A 15,364-nucleotide genomic window follows, 5' to 3' on the forward strand; every position below is an offset into this window, starting at 1 on the left:
GTCGGGTTATTCCGTGCTTATTCGCCCATTTGCCGCATGGACATGGGGAATTGATCTTTTCCGTAACCGCCGGTGCAGTCCGCGACCGTGGTCGCTCCTTTGCGGCAGTTGACCTTGGGCATGTCGTAAGTGCTGCCATCGCCGCACACGGCCTGGCCCTGGCTGTCGATGGCGAGGCTGCCGCCCTTCATGGCGGCGGTGACCGGGCCGCTGCATTTGGAGCCGTCGGCCTGGTGCACGGTGACTTCGCCTTTGCCGTCCTTGAACTGGTATTCAAGGCGCAACGGTTTGCCGGTCCGGCGATCCTGAATGCCGGCCCCGGCGCGGTACTGACCGTCGAGGAAATCGGCGGCGCCGTCGGCGGCGTCAGGGGGAATGCTCAGCGCCGGGCCGGGTTTAGCCTGGGTGGACGCCGGTTTTTCTGCGTCCAGGGGTGGGGCCACAGGTGCTTCGGCTTTCGGCGGTGCTTGATCAGGTGGCGCGGTAGCAGATTCGGCTGCCGGGTCTTTGGCCGGATCGTTCGCCGGTGCCCCCGTGTCCTTGCCGTCGAGTGCCGGAGTTTCCACTTCGGCGGTGCCAACCCCGGGATTGCCGGTGGTCGTGCCGGAGACAGAACCTGTCACGGGAACACCATTGAGCGTCGTGGCATGACCGGTCAATTGTGGCTCTTCCAGGTGGTTTTCTACCGGCACGACGCCTTCTGGCAGCAGATCTATCGCCACCAGCGGAATCGGAACGCAACCGCGCAACCCAAGCAACAGCCACAACAGCAGCAGCAAGAATGGCAGCAGCAACAGCCACCACCAGCGCCGCCACCACGGACGAGCCACTACCGGCACGACGGGCGCAATGACCGGCGCTTCAACCACGGGTGGCAGGGTGAATACGGGTGCAACCTCATAGAGACAGTGCAGGGGATCGCGATTGCGGTCGGCACCGGCGTGCTCGAAACCCCAAAAGGTCAGCACCGGTTTGCCTTGCACCAGATAGACGAAGTTTTCGTCGGGGAAATGAATGACGCGCTTGAGCAACTTGCCGAAAACGGCCTTGTCGCCTTGCTGCTGTTCGGCTGGATCGCTGCCCAGGAACCGCAGGCTCAAGTCATCGAGGGCTGTTTTTAGGGCTTCAAGCTGACGGCGCGCAGGCGCGCGCTCTTCTTCGGTCGCGCTGCTCCACGGGATCACATCGCCTTCGAGGCCGCTGTACCAGTCGATCTGATTACCGAGTTCATCGCTTTGCGGGATGGCCAGGTGATCGACCATCTCGGGGTTCTTGCGGCGAATCGCTTCGCGCAACTGCAAAGCCGCCCGGTAGACCGGTTGACCTGTTTCGCCCAGGGCAGTGAATGACCCGCTCTTACCGCTGCGTAATAGTGCCCCGCGCATCCAAACTCCATATGATCCGTTGCGCAAATGACGGGCGGAAATGCCCGTGCTTGCTCCTGCAATTAGCTGGCGACCTTAATGTCATAATGATGTCGCCGTCAATCGGCCTGTGGGCCAAAACCGTATGAGATTAGCGTAAGAGAGCGGGCGTTGCTTGAGGTCAATTTGAATTGGCCGGAGAACGTTTGGACGCGTGCCGTTTTTAATCTTGCTGAAACGATTCATCAGCGCTATAAAAAATGCACAACTCCAAGAAAGGCTACCCTCATGACCCCGCTCAAATTCGCCGTTGCTCTTGGCGCCCTCACTGCTGCCTCCCACGCCATGGCCTGGGATTACGTGCTGCTCGATGCCGACAAGGCGGCGCAGAACTGGCAGATCACCAGCCAGCAACTCGGCGTCAAAACCGACAAACCGTTTTCCGTAACCCTGCGCACCTTGCACGGCGGCCGACAGGAGGGTGTCAGCATCGTCGACATCGATAACGGCACGATGAAACTCTCGGTGGTGCCGACTCGCGGGATGAACGTTTTGCAGGCCTCGGTCGGCAATGTGCGCATGGGCTGGGATTCGCCGGTCAAGGACGTGGTCAACCCGTCCTTCATCGAACTCAACGGTCGCGGCGGACTCGGCTGGCTCGAAGGCTTCAACGAATTGGTCGCCCGCTGCGGCTACGAATGGGTCGGCCATCCCGGCGTCGACAACGGCGAACTCCTGACCCTGCACGGCCGTGCTGCCAATATCCCGGCCAGCACCGTCACCCTGCACATCGACGATAAACCGCCGTATGCCATCAGCCTGCGCGGCGAGCTGAAAGAGCAGGCGTTCAAGAAAGTCGACTTCTCGGTGATCACTGAATTGGTCACTGAGCCTGGCAGTGCAGCGTTCACCCTCAACGATACCCTGACCAACAACGGCGACTATCCGAAGGAATATCAGGCGCTGTACCACAGCAACTTCAGCACGCCATTCCTGGAGCAAGGCGCGCGTTTTGCTGCGCCGGTTAAACAGGTGTCGCCATTCAACGACAAGGCCAAGGGTGATCTGCCCGAGTGGCAGACCTATCGTGCACCGACCAAGGACTACGACGAGACGGTTTACAACGTTGTGCCTTATGGCGATGCCAAGGGTGACACGTTGACCGTGCTGCATAACAAGGCCGGGAGCCTTGGGGTGTCGGTTGGGTTCAATACGCAGCAGTTGCCCGTGTTTTCGCTGTGGAAAAACACCGATACCCAAGGCCAGGGCTACGTCACCGGTCTCGAGCCGGGGACCAGCTTCTCCTATAACCGGCGCTATCAGCGACCGCTGGGGCTGGTGCCGACGATTGCACCGAAGGAGCACAAGCAGTTTCAGATCAGCTACAGCCTGTTGGCGGACAAGGGGGCTGTGGACAAGGCGCTGAAACAGGTGAGTGATATTCAGGGCGGGCGTGAAACCGAGGTACGGCAGACGCCGTTGGTGGATCTCACCAAGGAGTGACGGCATCAGCTGGCGGTTGGCCGGTACTGCAACGCTTCCGCCAGATGCTCACGAGTGATGCCATCGACCTGTTCGAGGTCCGCCAATGTGCGCGCGACCTTGAGCAATCGATGCGCAGACCTCAAGGACAGGGTCAGTCGTTCGCACGCTGTTTCCAGCCAGGTTTCGTCGGTTGTGGATAACTTGCAGTGTTTGCGCAGGCCCGGCAGATCAAGAAAAGCGTTCGCGCAGCCCTGACGTTTGTGTTGCCGCTCTCTGGCCTCGGCGACCAGCTGCGCGGCAGTGGCGGTGTCGTCGCCGGGTTTTAGCGCAGGATTCAACGCCGTGGCTTCCCGGGCGACCGTCAGGTGCAGGTCGATACGGTCCAGTAATGGCCCCGACAGTTTGTTGCGGTAGCGCTGGACCATGTCCGGTGTACAACTGCATTTGCCACTGGGTTCGCCAAGATATCCACAGGGACATGGGTTCATCGCGGCGACCAATTGAAAGCGTGCCGGAAACCTCACCCGATCCTTGGCGCGGGAAATCACGATGTGGCCGGATTCCAGTGGTTCCCTTAAAACCTCCAACACCTTGCGATCGAATTCCGGAAGTTCGTCGAGGAACAGCACACCATGATGGGCGAGGGTGATTTCGCCGGGTTGTGGTTTTGAGCCACCGCCCACCAACGCCGGGCCCGAGGCTGAATGGTGAGGTTGGCGGAAGGGTCGTTGCGGCCAGTGACTCAAGGGTACGCAACTGGTGACGGATTGAATGGCGGCGACTTCCAGTGCTTCATTTTCGGCCAATGGCGGAAGCAGTCCTGGCAAACGACTCGCCAGAAGCGTTTTCCCGGTCCCCGGTGGTCCGCTGAACAGCAGGTTATGAGCGCCCGCCGCCGCGATCAGCAGAGCGCGCTTGGCCGACAGTTGGCCCTGTACTTCATTCAAGTCTGGATAGGGTTTGCTGGCGTAGAGCAGGCCATTGGAAACGTAAGGCTCGACCGGTGTATGCCCATTGAAATGCGCAACGGCTTCCAGCAGGTGATCCACGGCAAACACCTTCAACCCTGACGCCAGGCACGCTTCCTCGGCGTTCGCTCGCGGCACCATCAACGAGCGCCCAGCCTTGCGGGCAGCCAGCGCTGCCGGCAACACGCCTCTCACGGCACGTACCGCGCCAGACAACGCCAACTCTCCAAGGCATTCAATGTCATCCAGCGTCAACGTTGGCACCTGCACGCTGGCAGACAGAATCCCCAAGGCAATCGCCAGATCGAATCGTCCGCCGTCCTTCGGCAAATCAGCGGGAGCGAGATTCAGCGTGATACGCCGCGCCGGGAATTGCAGGCCTGAGTTGATGATCGCACTGCGCACCCGGTCCTTGCTTTCCTTTACCGCACTTAGCTAGCGATTTAACAAATCAATTTGTGAAGCAGCAGGGGCCGGGAGTCGGGACTTTTCAGGGCGAAATTGATATGATCAGGGGATTTGGTGCCTGTCCGTGGGGGCTGGGACAACTAGCAAAATCGACTAGATACCTGATAGGGAAATACCGAGGATGAGCTATTTCTTCAAAAGCGAAAAAGGTCGAGGCGGTTTTGCACGGGTCGACATTGTCACCAATGAACATGGGCAGATGTTTGCGCAAAAAATGTATGACCCGCATCCCCACCTGATTGCAGCGGTTGGTGACGCGCACCTAAAGCAACGTTTCATCCGAGAAGTTCGCTACCAAAGTTCGATCAATCATCCTAACGTTGTCAGGATAATAGAGCACTTTTTGGATCAAGATCCGCTTGCCTTTATTATGCCGGTGGCGGATTGCACACTGAAGGAAGAGCTGGAGTTTGACCCAACTCTCGGCGAGAACCTCCACACCGCCTTGTTCGATATTCTCGCAGGACTAGAGCATATCCACAGCTTAGACATCGTCCATAGAGATCTAAAGCCAGCAAATATTCTGAGATTCACAGCGCTAGATGGTAAACCCTTTTACGCTATCTCTGACTTCGGCTTGATGAGTGCAACAAATAGTCAATCCTCAACACTGACTGGCACCAATGCTAATGGAGGCACTGAAAACTACGCTGCTCCCGAATTGATTGGAAGCTTCCGGAAGGCAACTCCTAGCGCAGATATCTATGCGTTTGGCGCCATATTGCATGATATTTTTGGTAACTCTGCACAACGTATCCCCTATACCGAACTGACTCTGCCAGGTGAAATTGGGAAGATCATAGAAAAGTGTACAAAACGTGTCACTTTTCGTAGATACGCTAACGTCTCAGTTCTCCGAGATGAACTTTATCAAGTTCTAAATACTCAGCCCGTATCCTTCAACTCCTCTGGGGAGGAGTCTATCGTTGAGATGCTCCGTACTGGAAAACCATTAGGTGACGACGAGTGGGATTCAGTTTTTCTTCAAATCGAACGCAATATTGCTAAAAACCAAAGCGTCGAAAACATTCTTAAAGCGCTATCTATTGACCATATTCAATATCTAAATGCCAACGCTCCTGATTTGTTCGTCGCAATGGGAAGCTTCTTTTCTGAGCATATATGTGGTCATAGCTTTGATTTTGAATATTGTGATGTTTTAGCAAGTAAGGCAGAGTGTTTTTATAACGGTGCCGGTTTGGCATTGAAAGCAAGCATTACTATCGCTCTGCTAGACTTAGGTACGTCTCACAACCGCTGGTATGTAGAGCGGAAAGCCGCATTCATGCTAGGAACTGCTATGCCACCGGCATTAGCGGAAAGAATTAAAATTGAGATCGATGTACAACAGATAGATTTCAAGAGGAAAATTGCACAGATGGAAAAATCTATAAGTTTTAATAAAGCATCTCTGCACCCAATCCTTTTGCCATTAGCATGACATCGATGAAGTACGAAGCAGTATCTTTTTCCAAGGCAGGCAGAAGCAAGCCAAACGAGGACTCGACCTTAATAAAGGAGCTGGGAGATAGCGCTATTGTTTTGGCCGTTGCCGACGGCATGGGAGGAAAGCCCGGAGGGGCGATAGCTTCCAAAACTGCTGTCGAAGTAATTTCTTCGCTTGTGGATAAAGACTTTGGCATCTCGGTAGAAAGCTTATTTGAGGAGGTGAAAAAAAACCTGGCTCTTAAGGGCGATGAGATGAAAGAGCTTAGAGAGATGGCCACTACGTTAAGCTTGGTTTTTATTAAAGATAAGCAGGCCGTAGTAGGCCATGTTGGAGATTGTCGAATTTACCATCTACGTGCGAACGGATTAGTTTCTCGGACAAAAGACCAAACTGAAGTTCAGCGGTTGATAGATGACGGAATTTTAAGTAAACAACGAGCGCAAAATTACCACAGAAAGAATATTCTCCTTTCAGTAATGAATGCGGCAGACGATTATACGCTACAGCTAGATAGTTTCGGGCTTGAGAGTGGAGATCGCTTGGTGCTCTTGACCGACGGGGCTCATTCCTTGATACAAAAGAATGAAATGCGAGATATTTCTGTTAATGCTAAGTCGATGACCAATTTCATATCAGAAATAAAAAACACAATCGAGTCACGAAAAATTCGTGATGACTACTCTGTTGTTGCCTGCGAAGTAAAATAGGCGCATCCATCTTTTCGAATTATCCTCGCTAAATTTCTGTACCACCGTTTATCAATTAACCTTGCAAGTCTCCAAAGAGAACCGGGAGGCGGCTCCCGCCACAGATTAGCCGAATCCACTAAGTGGCTTTTGGGGAGTGCTGGGGCCCGCTCCCATGCGCATAGCAGCCATAGAGCGCTCAGCAGCCTGTGCAAATCGCAAAAATTGTGAATAGCATCGAAGGGGATAGCCCGGCTACCTAACCTTCGATAAGTCCAGAGCAACGGACAACAACCTGCAAGCAGGTGATAGAAAATATTAGCGATTTACACCGTGACATTCCGACTAAAGTTGACTAAAACTATTGGCACATTTCAGCCTATCCTCATCACGAGAGTCGGGCAATAACGTTTCGAGCACCGACATCGGTGCAGTCAGAGGTTCACTCATGGCTCTAACTGCCAAACAAATATCATCGATTCAATCCCAGTTAGAAAGTAAGCGAAAATCCGTATCCTTCGATAGCTACGACCTTTCTGTTCGGCAGGTCATGGATATGGTTGAGTCCGGTGATATTTTCGTGCCTCCTGAGTATCAGAGACAGTTTATTTGGGACGCCGAAAGGCAATCGGTGCTGATCGAATCAGTATTTCTCGGAATTCCAGTGCCAAGCTTGTTTATGGCAACAAACCCCGATTCAACGTGGGAAGTGGTTGATGGAGTGCAGAGGCTTGGGTCGCTAAGCCATTTTATTGGAAGCCCGGCACTACTGGAAAGAATTAAGCGTGACGAACCACTAACATTGAAGGGTTTAGATAAGCTCGACCACTTCAATGGAGTAAGTTTTAATGACCTTCCGAAGTCCATTCAACTGCACTTATCGACTAGACCGATAAGGGTTACAGTACTTAACGATAAAAGTGACCTTGCGGTACGATTTGATCTATTCGAACGTTTAAATACAGGCGGAGTATCGCTTACGCCGCAAGAAATTAGAAACTGTGTATACCGTGGCGACTTTAATGAAAGCATTAAGGAACTAGCCGCGAGAGAAGATTTTAGGAAAGTCGTTAAAGTCCACGACACAAAGAGCCTAAATGGAACATATGAAGAATTAGTTCTACGATTTTTCACTTATCTTGAAAACTACCAAAAGTTCGACCACTCGGTAAAAGACTTTCTAAATGGGTACATGAGCACCCATCGCAACACTAGGATCAACTTGGCGGACCAAAAGCTGTTCGACAAAACTGTTGCGCTCCTGAGTGAAGCATTTCCCCTCGGGATATCCCGTGGTAGAGCTGTCACCCCAGTGAATTTGTACGAGGCATTAGCTGTGGGGGTCGCTCTGGCGTTAAAGCAGGGGAAAGTCGTGAAGGCAGACAAGCTTCATCCACTAATCGATGATAAAACACTTAAAAGCTATACAGGCGCGGGGTCTAATCAAAAAAAATTCGTAATCGGTCGTATAGAATATGTTCGAGACGCGCTGTGACTATCTGTCAATATGTACGAGAAGGAATGAACACGCGCCTGTCTGAGGCGAGAGAGCTTCTGAAGAGCATCAAACAAGAAGAGCCAGAAGACGGCGTCCCTAACTTGCCTACGTCGCTCTCGTTGACTCTTCGGGGGCTTATATATGTTTCGATATACGGTGCAATGGAGTACACGATTACGCAAGGCACCCAAGCCTTCATAAATAATTTGTGTAGCCTGAATGTCAGTACAAAGCATCTGGAGCAAGCCCTATATTCCATAGCATTGGACTCTCAGTTAACGTCGGCTCGTGACACGTCAGAAAAGAAGAAGTGGGAAGCGCGGCGAGCGATATTTACTGGTGTAGGAAGCGATCTAACGTGCTCAATACCTGATACGGTGTTTGGCTCGTATCTTCATAATGTATACCCAAAAACCGTTCTAGAAATATTTTTGTGTCTAGGTATAACTAAGCCTGCCACTGCCGAAGAGAGCGAGGTAGGCTATTTCAAGGAAATCACTGAGAAGAGAAATGCTGTTGCTCATGGCAGAGAAGCGGCTGGAGATGCGGGTAAAGGTATGACTATACGAGACATAGAAATTAGGCTAAGCGCAACTTACAGCATATGTTCCTACTTTTTGGATACAGTGGAAGAACATGCGTCGAAACTCAAATTTGTCCGTCCACGCTATAGGGCAGCGTACCGCCAAAACACCGCTAACTGATTTTCTCAAATAGCAATACGCTTTCGAAGGTCGAGCGATTCCCTATATATTTTTGTGACCGCTTATTCATGTCGACCATCGACCTGGACGCTGAGAAGTCAGCTTGTTTTTTTAGTCGCATCCCCAAGCCTTGAGTCATCTCTCCCACAATTGCGGCAACGTCATTGCGAATTTCTTTATAGTACGAATTTTGAACTACGAGAACGCAGGGAGCTTGAGGAGCCAGAACTCTTGTTGCCTCGTTTAATGAGCGGTAAAGTGAGTCAAAATACTGCAAGTGGTTCTTGAAGTAATAAGTCTTTGAAGCTTTAGATGGGTGTTCGTAGACTGCGTTAAGGAACGCCTGGCAAGTTTCACCCCAGGCAGGATTAACCGCAATCGCATTTTTTTGAACAGTTGAACTTCCAGTCAGATTACGCCGCAAGGTGGAAAACTTCTCCCCCCCTATTCGCAGAACAGCCAATTCAACATAAGTGGCTACAGCATAATCTATGCGAGTACAGTACGGAGGCGATGTGATGATTGCTTCAACTGTTTCACTTTCTAATGGGAGAGCTTCAGCATTAGAAAGCAACAGCTGTAATCGGCTCTGGTCTGTGTCGCTGTAAACTGGAAAGCGCTCTCGGTGTTCACACAATAATTTTATTTCTTGTACGAACTGCTCTGAAATATCTTTCTTAGTAAGTCGCTTCTTTTCTTCTGCGCTTTTAGCTAATCGAGTCCATGTAGGATTGGACGCTACGAAATCTTGCGTCCAGCGGCGGACTACTCGAAATAAGGCAAGATAAAAGATAGCGGCTAGTGGCGTTACTTTTTCTAATGCACAACACGAATCAAGAGGTAGATATGCGCTATGCGACACCAAGGTGCGATTAATTCGTCCTTCAATTGCTCTAACAAGTGCTACGGACCTTGGATGAAACCAATTTCCCAAGGGATCTTCTTCGACCCCTTCAACGTGGTCGCTAAGTTTTTCAGTAATCGAGTATGCTAAAGGTATGAGACTTTCTACATCATATCTAGAGACGAAGGCCGCTTTAGCAACCAAGACCATTGCAGGATTTAGATCAGAGCCGATTGCAGTTAGCCCTTGATTGAACGCTGCTATAGTCGTAGTACCACTACCATTCCAAGGATCTAAAACCCTCGCTCCAGAGCGCAGATTCAAAGTTGGTAGAATGTTCTCTACAAATTTACTGGAAAAGCCCGCGTAGTACGGAAACAATTTCCTCCCCGCGATCTCCTCTGAGTCGAGGTGACGCTTAGGGTTCGTTATTTCACATTCTCGCAGCAATTGATTGTTCTCAAAGGATTGGCAGAAGACACTTATTCTACTTGGCGATATGCGATGGACGATAGCTACCGGGTCGGCCCATTTCATCCGGCGACATTTCTAACCGTCTCTACCCATACCATAGCAAATTGGCCATCAATCAAGCTGAGAAGGCTCGCTAGACGCTGAGCCACCCAGCTAGATGAAAACTGCCAGCACCTAGCGAGGGATAGATTCTACAAGCAAAACCCTATTCGTGCCTCTCGCGAGCTACCTACGGACGAAATCCGACAGATGCTGAATCACTACGTGAGGATCGGTCTCGATCTGATGGCACACCTCAAGGAATTCGATTACGTCGAGCTTCCTCTCACCGCGTTCATATTTGGACACGAAGGATTGTGGTTTGCCCAAACGCTCGGCGAGCTGCGCTTGAGTGATTTTGGCGTTTTTACGCGACTCGAAAAGCAGCGTAAGCATCAGCTGATAGGGTTCTGAATAGGTAGAAGTCACTGTGGGCAGTCGAAAATGGGCCGACTACTTTAATAATCCTGAAAAAGGATTATCCCAAAACGGGTTTTTATGTGATGATTGCCTAAAGCCACCATGTGAGATCGATTTTCCATCGCTGTGAACCTACGCCGGAAAACGTGGCGGCTTCTTCAACACTTCCAGCTAGAGATTTGATGTTCGGACTTGAATAAGGATGATTCGGTGACATTCCATTTAAGAGCGTCAATAAAAATAGCCATTCGCCTGGCTCCCATTTCTATCGGAATTTTAGTTATCCCATCCCCAGCATCTGCTGATGCTTGCGATATCTTGGCGGGTAAAGCTGCCCCCTCATGTCGTGCGAAGGCGACCAGCATGGGAGGCACCATCTTTGGCAATTGGATTCGCACCAAACCAGAAACGGCTACTCAGCCAAGCTTGGGGAAAAAAGGTTACTTCAGTTCTGCAATGACGCCTGCTATCGGAACATTGGGCGTTCCGAACTATGGAAATCTTAGGTTATCAATTTCATGTTTTATCGGTGAACGCACCATGAATCTTGAGGCTTTGCCTTACATGCTTGGATTTGCAAACGGAAACCACAAGGTTTTCGATCTGACATTCAAAATCGACAGCAAGCCAGAGTTCACCGAGACATGGTCGCTAGACTTGAAGCGAACCGAGTTACAAGCCCCTATCGGTAGTAGGCTCGCTACATCTCTCCAGGGAGCACGTGATTTGGTGATCACAACTGAAGGTATTGTGGGTCGAAATACACCTGTTGGATACGTCTTTAAAGTCGAGGGGTTCGATAAAGTGAATTCCTTGCTTTGTAAGTAAGTAAGCAGTAACACATCAACGGCAGTCAGTACGCATTGGGGGTAATATGGCGCTCGTAATTTGTGATGGCTTAATCGAAGAAATTGGATTTGGGTCATATGACCAAGGCGAACGAACGCTTTCGTTTGTCAAAATCAACGGTAAGCGCATTAGAAACGTAAGTTGTAATGATTATACTCGATCATTTCTGAAGGTCGGAGCGAAAGTAAAATTATCACTCGTACGTAGGATTTTTGGAACGCACACTCTTTATGCGATTCAGCTTGAAGATGGTGAAGTAATCAATGAGAGCAAGACGTGGCCGATTTTTTTGGTTTGCATGTTTGGACTTGCCATTGCGCTGTTAATGAGCCCTTTCTTTATCGTGATTTTAAAAGCTACGCACTCAATATTAATGTCTGTCGTTGTATTTGCATTGATTGGACTCAGCGCAGCCTACTTAATGTTAATAGACCATTTCAAAGCGCGGCTTGCGTTTGGCAACCCTTCAAGGTAATTGGAATTCGCCTTATTAAACCTCACAGAAAGCGTTAGATTTACAATTAAGGAATAAACGGTAGATCGTATGAAAAAAATTAAATTTCTGCTGACAGTCGCTTTCCTCGGCCTAGTTATCTTGCCGTCGGTTGGTTGTTCTGGTCGCCCTATCAGCGCGGCTCAAGCATATGCTGCTGCGGATGAACTTGATCCGGCAAACAAAAGCGTTGCGACCGACCCTCGCAACAAGATGGCTGAGCACGGTAGATAATACATTAGCGTGACTGTAAAGCGTACAGCCCTGCCTGTTGACGGGGCTTTTTTATTCGATGATTTTTAGGTGCGATTAGCTTTTGGTTTCGAGAGCAAGTTAGAAATCTACCGCTTATAACTGAACGGACGGGCTCGAAAATTTTGTTCTGCTAATTTCTGAAGTTGTAACTTTTCTATGGAGATAATTTTTGTTTACTCCGATTTCTTCCAGTGATGGCAGCTCTTTGGGATGCAAGCTTTTCTGCATAGCTTCCGCGATGAGCCTAAAAGACTCGCGGAGTTCATCCATGAGCTTCAGTTGACGTTCAAAAATGTCATCAACCCCCTTTACGAACTCAGCAACACTTACCTCTAATGAATCGTTTGTCATGTTGTACACCCTTTGTTGTTATATCGTCGAGTTTAACACGACTCAGGCTGGAGAATAATTACCGCTATTCTTTTTGTTAGCTGCTTCTATTTGCCGCAATTTGTTATTCAGTGATCCGGATTCAGATCGTTTCTTATTTATTACTCTATCAGCTTCAGCATCGCCACTATCCATCGTCCCGGTAGATTCACCGATAACGGCTATCGCATCAGCAGGTGTAGATGGTAAGAACGCATAGTTTCGATTCTGTGGTGCTTCTAGGCGCTGGTTAGCTGCTTTAATAACTGTAGCTCCTGCCGTAAGCAATTCAGTTCCTCGGTAAAAAGCGCTATTCGCTCTATGAGTTGATCGTTGCCTGTCGCTAATATTGCGTTCTGCTCTTGTAATAATTGAATCAATTTCTTTTCCAAATCCGTCATTCACATCATCCTTATAAACGCGTTTGCTATTATTGTTAGGGCGCACAGGACCAATACTGTTTTTGCTGACTTCGATACTCTTGCCTCGACTTTTTGCGTAGAAGCTGCGAGTCTCTTCATGCGTTTTTCCGCGCCTGATATTGCTGAGTGCTTTGCTGAAACGCTTTTCGATAAACGCTCGACGTTCGCTGACTGCGTTTTTATAGCGTTCAACAACTGCTGATTTTTCGAGATAAGCAGCTCGTTCTGCGCTTTTTCCTTGTGTATTTGCAAGCTCAGTACGGCTAGTGAATCGCTCATTAAATATTTCTCCCTTTAGTCTGACCGCTTTATCTGATCCAGGCGCCTTAATGCCTATGTAATCAGCTCCGGTTCTCGTTATTTCAAATCCCGCATTTTTTGCAAATTTTATTAATTCAACTCGATTATTGATCACTCCATCAGCGACAATATCGGTAAAAAAACTGTTCAACTGATCCCGAAGCGGCTTAGTTTCTTGTGGAGTCCATAGTGGATTTTTTGTGACTCGGGCACGCATCGGATCACGGGGATCATCAAGGCCATACTTGACGTTTATAAAATCCATCAAGGCATCCATAGCCTCGAATTTCTTCGAGCCTGGTGGTGCTGGATTGAAAGCTCTATCCACTTCGTAGTTCCAGCGAGGTGTCACATAGTGCAGCTCAAGCCGGTCTAAATGCGTCTGTGCAACTATCAGAATGTGCTGGTGTTCTTCGCTGATGCCGGCGAAAAGCATTTCTTTCAGTCGTGCTGTTATGTCCTGAACCGCTTCGTCGAGCCCTAAGGTTTTCAGCTTCAAGGTATCTTCAGCTGTGAACGACAGCACCCCGCTTGTGTATTTATGCTTTGCCTGCACGGCGTCGATCATTGCAATCATCAGTGCAGGATCACCCTCTATTACCTGTGGCAAGGGTTCACGCGGCTTCCACTCCGCGACTTTCTCGCCCTTCTCATCGACGGATTTTGCGTAGTACTCACCCGCCACAAAGTAGCCAACGGGGCCTGATCCACCCCCCGCCCCGTGTGTGCTAAATCCGTGGAGCGCCATCGCCTACCTCCACACCACCAGCCAGCACAGCGCTAGTCAGATCAGCAAGGCCACGCTCAACGTCAATCAGCGCTTGAAAGATCTTCATGGTGTCACTGCCATTTTTATAAAAATTGCAGTGTTTACTGATCATATTCAATTGTGCGCCAAACTTATTCGTCGCTGCCGTCAACGCTAATAGCTCTTTCGACAACTTTGGAGCTTCAACGCGCTTGATTGTAATCTGCGATAGGCGCGCACTTTGTAATAACAGTTGACTGAGCGACATATAGTTATCGGCAGCTTTCTGAGCAAGCTCTGCCTTCAGATCTTTGTTTAGCTTTATATGAATGCGCGTCGTATTTATTGGTGCCGCTTTCTTTTTTTTCGGTACTACTTCTCTCATGACTATTACCCTGTTCTTATTATTATGGGCTTGAAATGGGGAGTGGGGAGTCCCCACAGATGCTGCTTTTAAGGGGTCGAGGGGAGAATCCCATCGCAAGGTTCAGGGTGAGTACGCAGTACCCACCCTGAGTAGCCTTGTTCATGATGATAATGCTTTGATTTCTTTTTTCTGCGCGGTATTTTCGCGATCGTTGTGCTGCTGACATCGGCTCGCCAAACAAGGCTTTTCTACCGGGTTTTAATTTTGGATAGAGAACATTAAACATGTCGATTGTTACATTGTCTTTCAGGTCTTTGGCCATGATTTCTTAGCTCTTGTTTTTATGAGCTTATTATATCACTATTTTTGTCATATTATTCAATTAGGCTATTGTTTGTGTGATTGACATAGAGTGCAGCTATCGGTTTTTTAGTTGCAACTAAAATTTTTCATTGGGCATTTAAAGTTTATGCTTCTATATTGAGTTATCTAATAAGGAGGCAGGTAATGAGCACAACAGTTCCTGGGTTGAATATAGAGTTGATCGATGATCGTTATCTCTGCACGTTTTCCGTGGCTCAAGAGTTATTTGTCGTTGCGGGCAATTTATTGATAGTCAAAAATTTTTGTGAAGTTTTAATGAGTAAGGAGATGACGGATAGTGGTCTAAAACCATTACCTCGGGGGCTGAGCAGTAAGCTTAAGGGCTTCGTGGTGCAAACGCTCATTCTGGATCGGTTATATTCTCGAAGGGTGCGTGAGGCCGTTTCCCTAATTCGGCGAGAATCTAACGTTCGGGAGCTGCGACCGGTGAATGTGGAGTTCGAAGCGAATCCACCGTTCACGCTGGTTGAGACACGCCGACGTTCATTCGAAACGCGAGCGGATGTCTACGCTTTTATTGCTGGAATGTGTGGGGTGGGCATGCATACCACGGGCGAACTGCACCGCACGGATCTGAAAGCTTCGTGCAAATCTTTGAATGATTGGTGGGATCAGGTGATAGTGGCTCAGGAGTTGTGTACGCAGATGCGCGATTTTATCAGCCTTTGCCCTGTCGCAACTCCACTCGTCACACGGTTGTTAGGGGAGGTTCTCGCGACGGATCGAGAGCTTTCTCGGGTTGTCAGCGACTACAAGTCCCGTATGAAAACCTGAGCT

16 protein-coding genes and 1 pseudogene are annotated in these 15,364 nt (G+C 49.5%); 9 read left to right on the forward strand and 8 right to left on the reverse strand.

Features of this window, described 5'->3' with window-relative positions; translation table 11 throughout:
* Nucleotides 1-17: 17 nt before the first annotated feature.
* Nucleotides 18-1,385, reverse strand: coding sequence for an SrfA family protein (locus ACI77H_RS01440; protein WP_407010018.1), 1,368 nt, complete (start codon nucleotides 1,383-1,385; stop codon nucleotides 18-20).
* 267 nt (nucleotides 1,386-1,652) lie between these two features.
* Here ACI77H_RS01440 and ACI77H_RS01445 point away from each other — a divergent pair, with 267 nt between their 5' ends.
* Complete coding sequence (locus tag ACI77H_RS01445; RefSeq protein WP_407010019.1) at nucleotides 1,653-2,867, forward strand: aldose 1-epimerase family protein; 1,215 nt, start codon at nucleotides 1,653-1,655, stop codon at nucleotides 2,865-2,867.
* Between the two features lie 5 nt (nucleotides 2,868-2,872).
* On the opposite strand, the pseudogene ACI77H_RS01450 reads toward ACI77H_RS01445, so the two are convergent.
* A pseudogene (locus ACI77H_RS01450) lies at nucleotides 2,873-4,249 on the reverse strand (YifB family Mg chelatase-like AAA ATPase); the annotation flags it as partial.
* 157 nt (nucleotides 4,250-4,406) lie between these two features.
* On the opposite strand from ACI77H_RS01450, the gene ACI77H_RS01455 reads away from it, so the two are divergent.
* The 4 genes from ACI77H_RS01455 to ACI77H_RS01470 all read left to right on the forward strand — a co-directional run bounded on the left by ACI77H_RS01455 (nucleotide 4,407) and on the right by ACI77H_RS01470 (nucleotide 8,623).
* Nucleotides 4,407-5,726, forward strand: coding sequence for a serine/threonine protein kinase (locus ACI77H_RS01455; RefSeq protein WP_407010020.1), 1,320 nt, complete (start codon nucleotides 4,407-4,409; stop codon nucleotides 5,724-5,726).
* 5 nt (nucleotides 5,727-5,731) lie between these two features.
* Complete coding sequence (locus ACI77H_RS01460; RefSeq protein ID WP_407010021.1) at nucleotides 5,732-6,442, forward strand: PP2C family protein-serine/threonine phosphatase; 711 nt, start codon at nucleotides 5,732-5,734, stop codon at nucleotides 6,440-6,442.
* Between the two features lie 427 nt (nucleotides 6,443-6,869).
* Nucleotides 6,870-7,916: a DUF262 domain-containing protein gene (locus tag ACI77H_RS01465; protein ID WP_407010022.1), complete on the forward strand. Its 1,047-nt coding sequence runs from the start codon at nucleotides 6,870-6,872 to the stop codon at nucleotides 7,914-7,916.
* Between the two features lie 26 nt (nucleotides 7,917-7,942).
* The gene (locus tag ACI77H_RS01470; protein ID WP_407010023.1) at nucleotides 7,943-8,623 is read left to right on the forward strand and encodes an MAE_28990/MAE_18760 family HEPN-like nuclease; all 681 of its coding nucleotides are present in this window, start codon (nucleotides 7,943-7,945) and stop codon (nucleotides 8,621-8,623) included.
* Here the strand turns inward: ACI77H_RS01470 and ACI77H_RS01475 are convergent.
* On the reverse strand, nucleotides 8,616-10,004 hold the full coding sequence (locus tag ACI77H_RS01475) for a DNA methylase (protein ID WP_407010024.1): 1,389 nt from the start codon (nucleotides 10,002-10,004) through the stop codon (nucleotides 8,616-8,618). The genes ACI77H_RS01470 and ACI77H_RS01475 overlap by 8 nt on opposite strands.
* A gap of 162 nt (nucleotides 10,005-10,166) precedes the next feature.
* Nucleotides 10,167-10,376 (reverse strand): helix-turn-helix domain-containing protein, encoded by a 210-nt coding sequence (locus ACI77H_RS01480; RefSeq protein WP_407010025.1) that lies wholly within the window; start codon nucleotides 10,374-10,376, stop codon nucleotides 10,167-10,169.
* 234 nt (nucleotides 10,377-10,610) lie between these two features.
* Here ACI77H_RS01480 and ACI77H_RS01485 point away from each other — a divergent pair, with 234 nt between their 5' ends.
* From ACI77H_RS01485 to ACI77H_RS01495, 3 genes are all read left to right on the forward strand, one after another.
* Nucleotides 10,611-11,228 carry a hypothetical protein gene (locus ACI77H_RS01485; protein WP_407010026.1) on the forward strand — a complete coding sequence of 206 codons (618 nt, stop codon included), beginning with the start codon at nucleotides 10,611-10,613 and terminating at the stop codon, nucleotides 11,226-11,228.
* Nucleotides 11,229-11,274: 46 nt separating this feature from the next.
* Nucleotides 11,275-11,724, forward strand: a complete 450-nt coding sequence (locus ACI77H_RS01490) for a hypothetical protein (protein WP_407010027.1) — start codon at nucleotides 11,275-11,277, stop codon at nucleotides 11,722-11,724.
* A 69-nt stretch (nucleotides 11,725-11,793) separates the two neighbouring features.
* Entirely contained in the window at nucleotides 11,794-11,976 is a 183-nt protein-coding gene (locus tag ACI77H_RS01495; protein WP_407010028.1) for a hypothetical protein, read from the forward strand.
* Nucleotides 11,977-12,090: 114 nt separating this feature from the next.
* On the opposite strand, the gene ACI77H_RS01500 is transcribed toward ACI77H_RS01495, so the two are convergent.
* From ACI77H_RS01500 to ACI77H_RS01515, 4 genes are read right to left on the reverse strand one after another with little or no spacing between them, the layout of a single operon-like run.
* Nucleotides 12,091-12,348, reverse strand: a complete 258-nt coding sequence (locus tag ACI77H_RS01500) for a hypothetical protein (RefSeq protein ID WP_407010029.1) — start codon at nucleotides 12,346-12,348, stop codon at nucleotides 12,091-12,093.
* Nucleotides 12,349-12,390: 42 nt separating this feature from the next.
* Nucleotides 12,391-13,836 (reverse strand): hypothetical protein, encoded by a 1,446-nt coding sequence (locus ACI77H_RS01505; RefSeq protein ID WP_407010030.1) that lies wholly within the window; start codon nucleotides 13,834-13,836, stop codon nucleotides 12,391-12,393.
* Nucleotides 13,817-14,221, reverse strand: coding sequence for a hypothetical protein (locus ACI77H_RS01510; protein ID WP_236216248.1), 405 nt, complete (start codon nucleotides 14,219-14,221; stop codon nucleotides 13,817-13,819). Before ACI77H_RS01510 ends, ACI77H_RS01505 begins: the two co-directional genes overlap by 20 nt.
* 22 nt (nucleotides 14,222-14,243) lie before the next feature.
* Nucleotides 14,244-14,525, reverse strand: coding sequence for a hypothetical protein (locus ACI77H_RS01515; RefSeq protein ID WP_407010031.1), 282 nt, complete (start codon nucleotides 14,523-14,525; stop codon nucleotides 14,244-14,246).
* A 185-nt stretch (nucleotides 14,526-14,710) separates the two neighbouring features.
* Between ACI77H_RS01515 and ACI77H_RS01520 the strand changes: the two genes are divergently transcribed.
* Nucleotides 14,711-15,361, forward strand: a complete 651-nt coding sequence (locus ACI77H_RS01520) for a hypothetical protein (protein WP_347806227.1) — start codon at nucleotides 14,711-14,713, stop codon at nucleotides 15,359-15,361.
* The last annotated feature ends 3 nt before the right edge of the window (nucleotides 15,362-15,364 follow it).

The sequence above is a fragment of the Pseudomonas sp. O230 genome, assembly GCF_045447035.1.
Lineage (GTDB): Bacteria > Pseudomonadota > Gammaproteobacteria > Pseudomonadales > Pseudomonadaceae > Aquipseudomonas.

Coding starts and splice junctions, on each gene's coding strand:
- ACI77H_RS01440 (WP_407010018.1), bottom strand. CDS start 1,385: ATGCGCGGGGCACTATTACGCAGCGGTAAGAGCGGGTCATTCACTGCC.
- ACI77H_RS01445 (WP_407010019.1), top strand. CDS start 1,653: ATGACCCCGCTCAAATTCGCCGTTGCTCTTGGCGCCCTCACTGCTGCC.
- ACI77H_RS01455 (WP_407010020.1), top strand. CDS start 4,407: ATGAGCTATTTCTTCAAAAGCGAAAAAGGTCGAGGCGGTTTTGCACGG.
- ACI77H_RS01460 (WP_407010021.1), top strand. CDS start 5,732: ATGAAGTACGAAGCAGTATCTTTTTCCAAGGCAGGCAGAAGCAAGCCA.
- ACI77H_RS01465 (WP_407010022.1), top strand. CDS start 6,870: ATGGCTCTAACTGCCAAACAAATATCATCGATTCAATCCCAGTTAGAA.
- ACI77H_RS01470 (WP_407010023.1), top strand. CDS start 7,943: ATGAACACGCGCCTGTCTGAGGCGAGAGAGCTTCTGAAGAGCATCAAA.
- ACI77H_RS01475 (WP_407010024.1), bottom strand. CDS start 10,004: ATGAAATGGGCCGACCCGGTAGCTATCGTCCATCGCATATCGCCAAGT.
- ACI77H_RS01480 (WP_407010025.1), bottom strand. CDS start 10,376: ATGCTTACGCTGCTTTTCGAGTCGCGTAAAAACGCCAAAATCACTCAA.
- ACI77H_RS01490 (WP_407010027.1), top strand. CDS start 11,275: ATGGCGCTCGTAATTTGTGATGGCTTAATCGAAGAAATTGGATTTGGG.
- ACI77H_RS01495 (WP_407010028.1), top strand. CDS start 11,794: ATGAAAAAAATTAAATTTCTGCTGACAGTCGCTTTCCTCGGCCTAGTT.
- ACI77H_RS01500 (WP_407010029.1), bottom strand. CDS start 12,348: ATGACAAACGATTCATTAGAGGTAAGTGTTGCTGAGTTCGTAAAGGGG.
- ACI77H_RS01505 (WP_407010030.1), bottom strand. CDS start 13,836: ATGGCGCTCCACGGATTTAGCACACACGGGGCGGGGGGTGGATCAGGC.
- ACI77H_RS01510 (WP_236216248.1), bottom strand. CDS start 14,221: ATGAGAGAAGTAGTACCGAAAAAAAAGAAAGCGGCACCAATAAATACG.
- ACI77H_RS01515 (WP_407010031.1), bottom strand. CDS start 14,525: ATGGCCAAAGACCTGAAAGACAATGTAACAATCGACATGTTTAATGTT.
- ACI77H_RS01520 (WP_347806227.1), top strand. CDS start 14,711: ATGAGCACAACAGTTCCTGGGTTGAATATAGAGTTGATCGATGATCGT.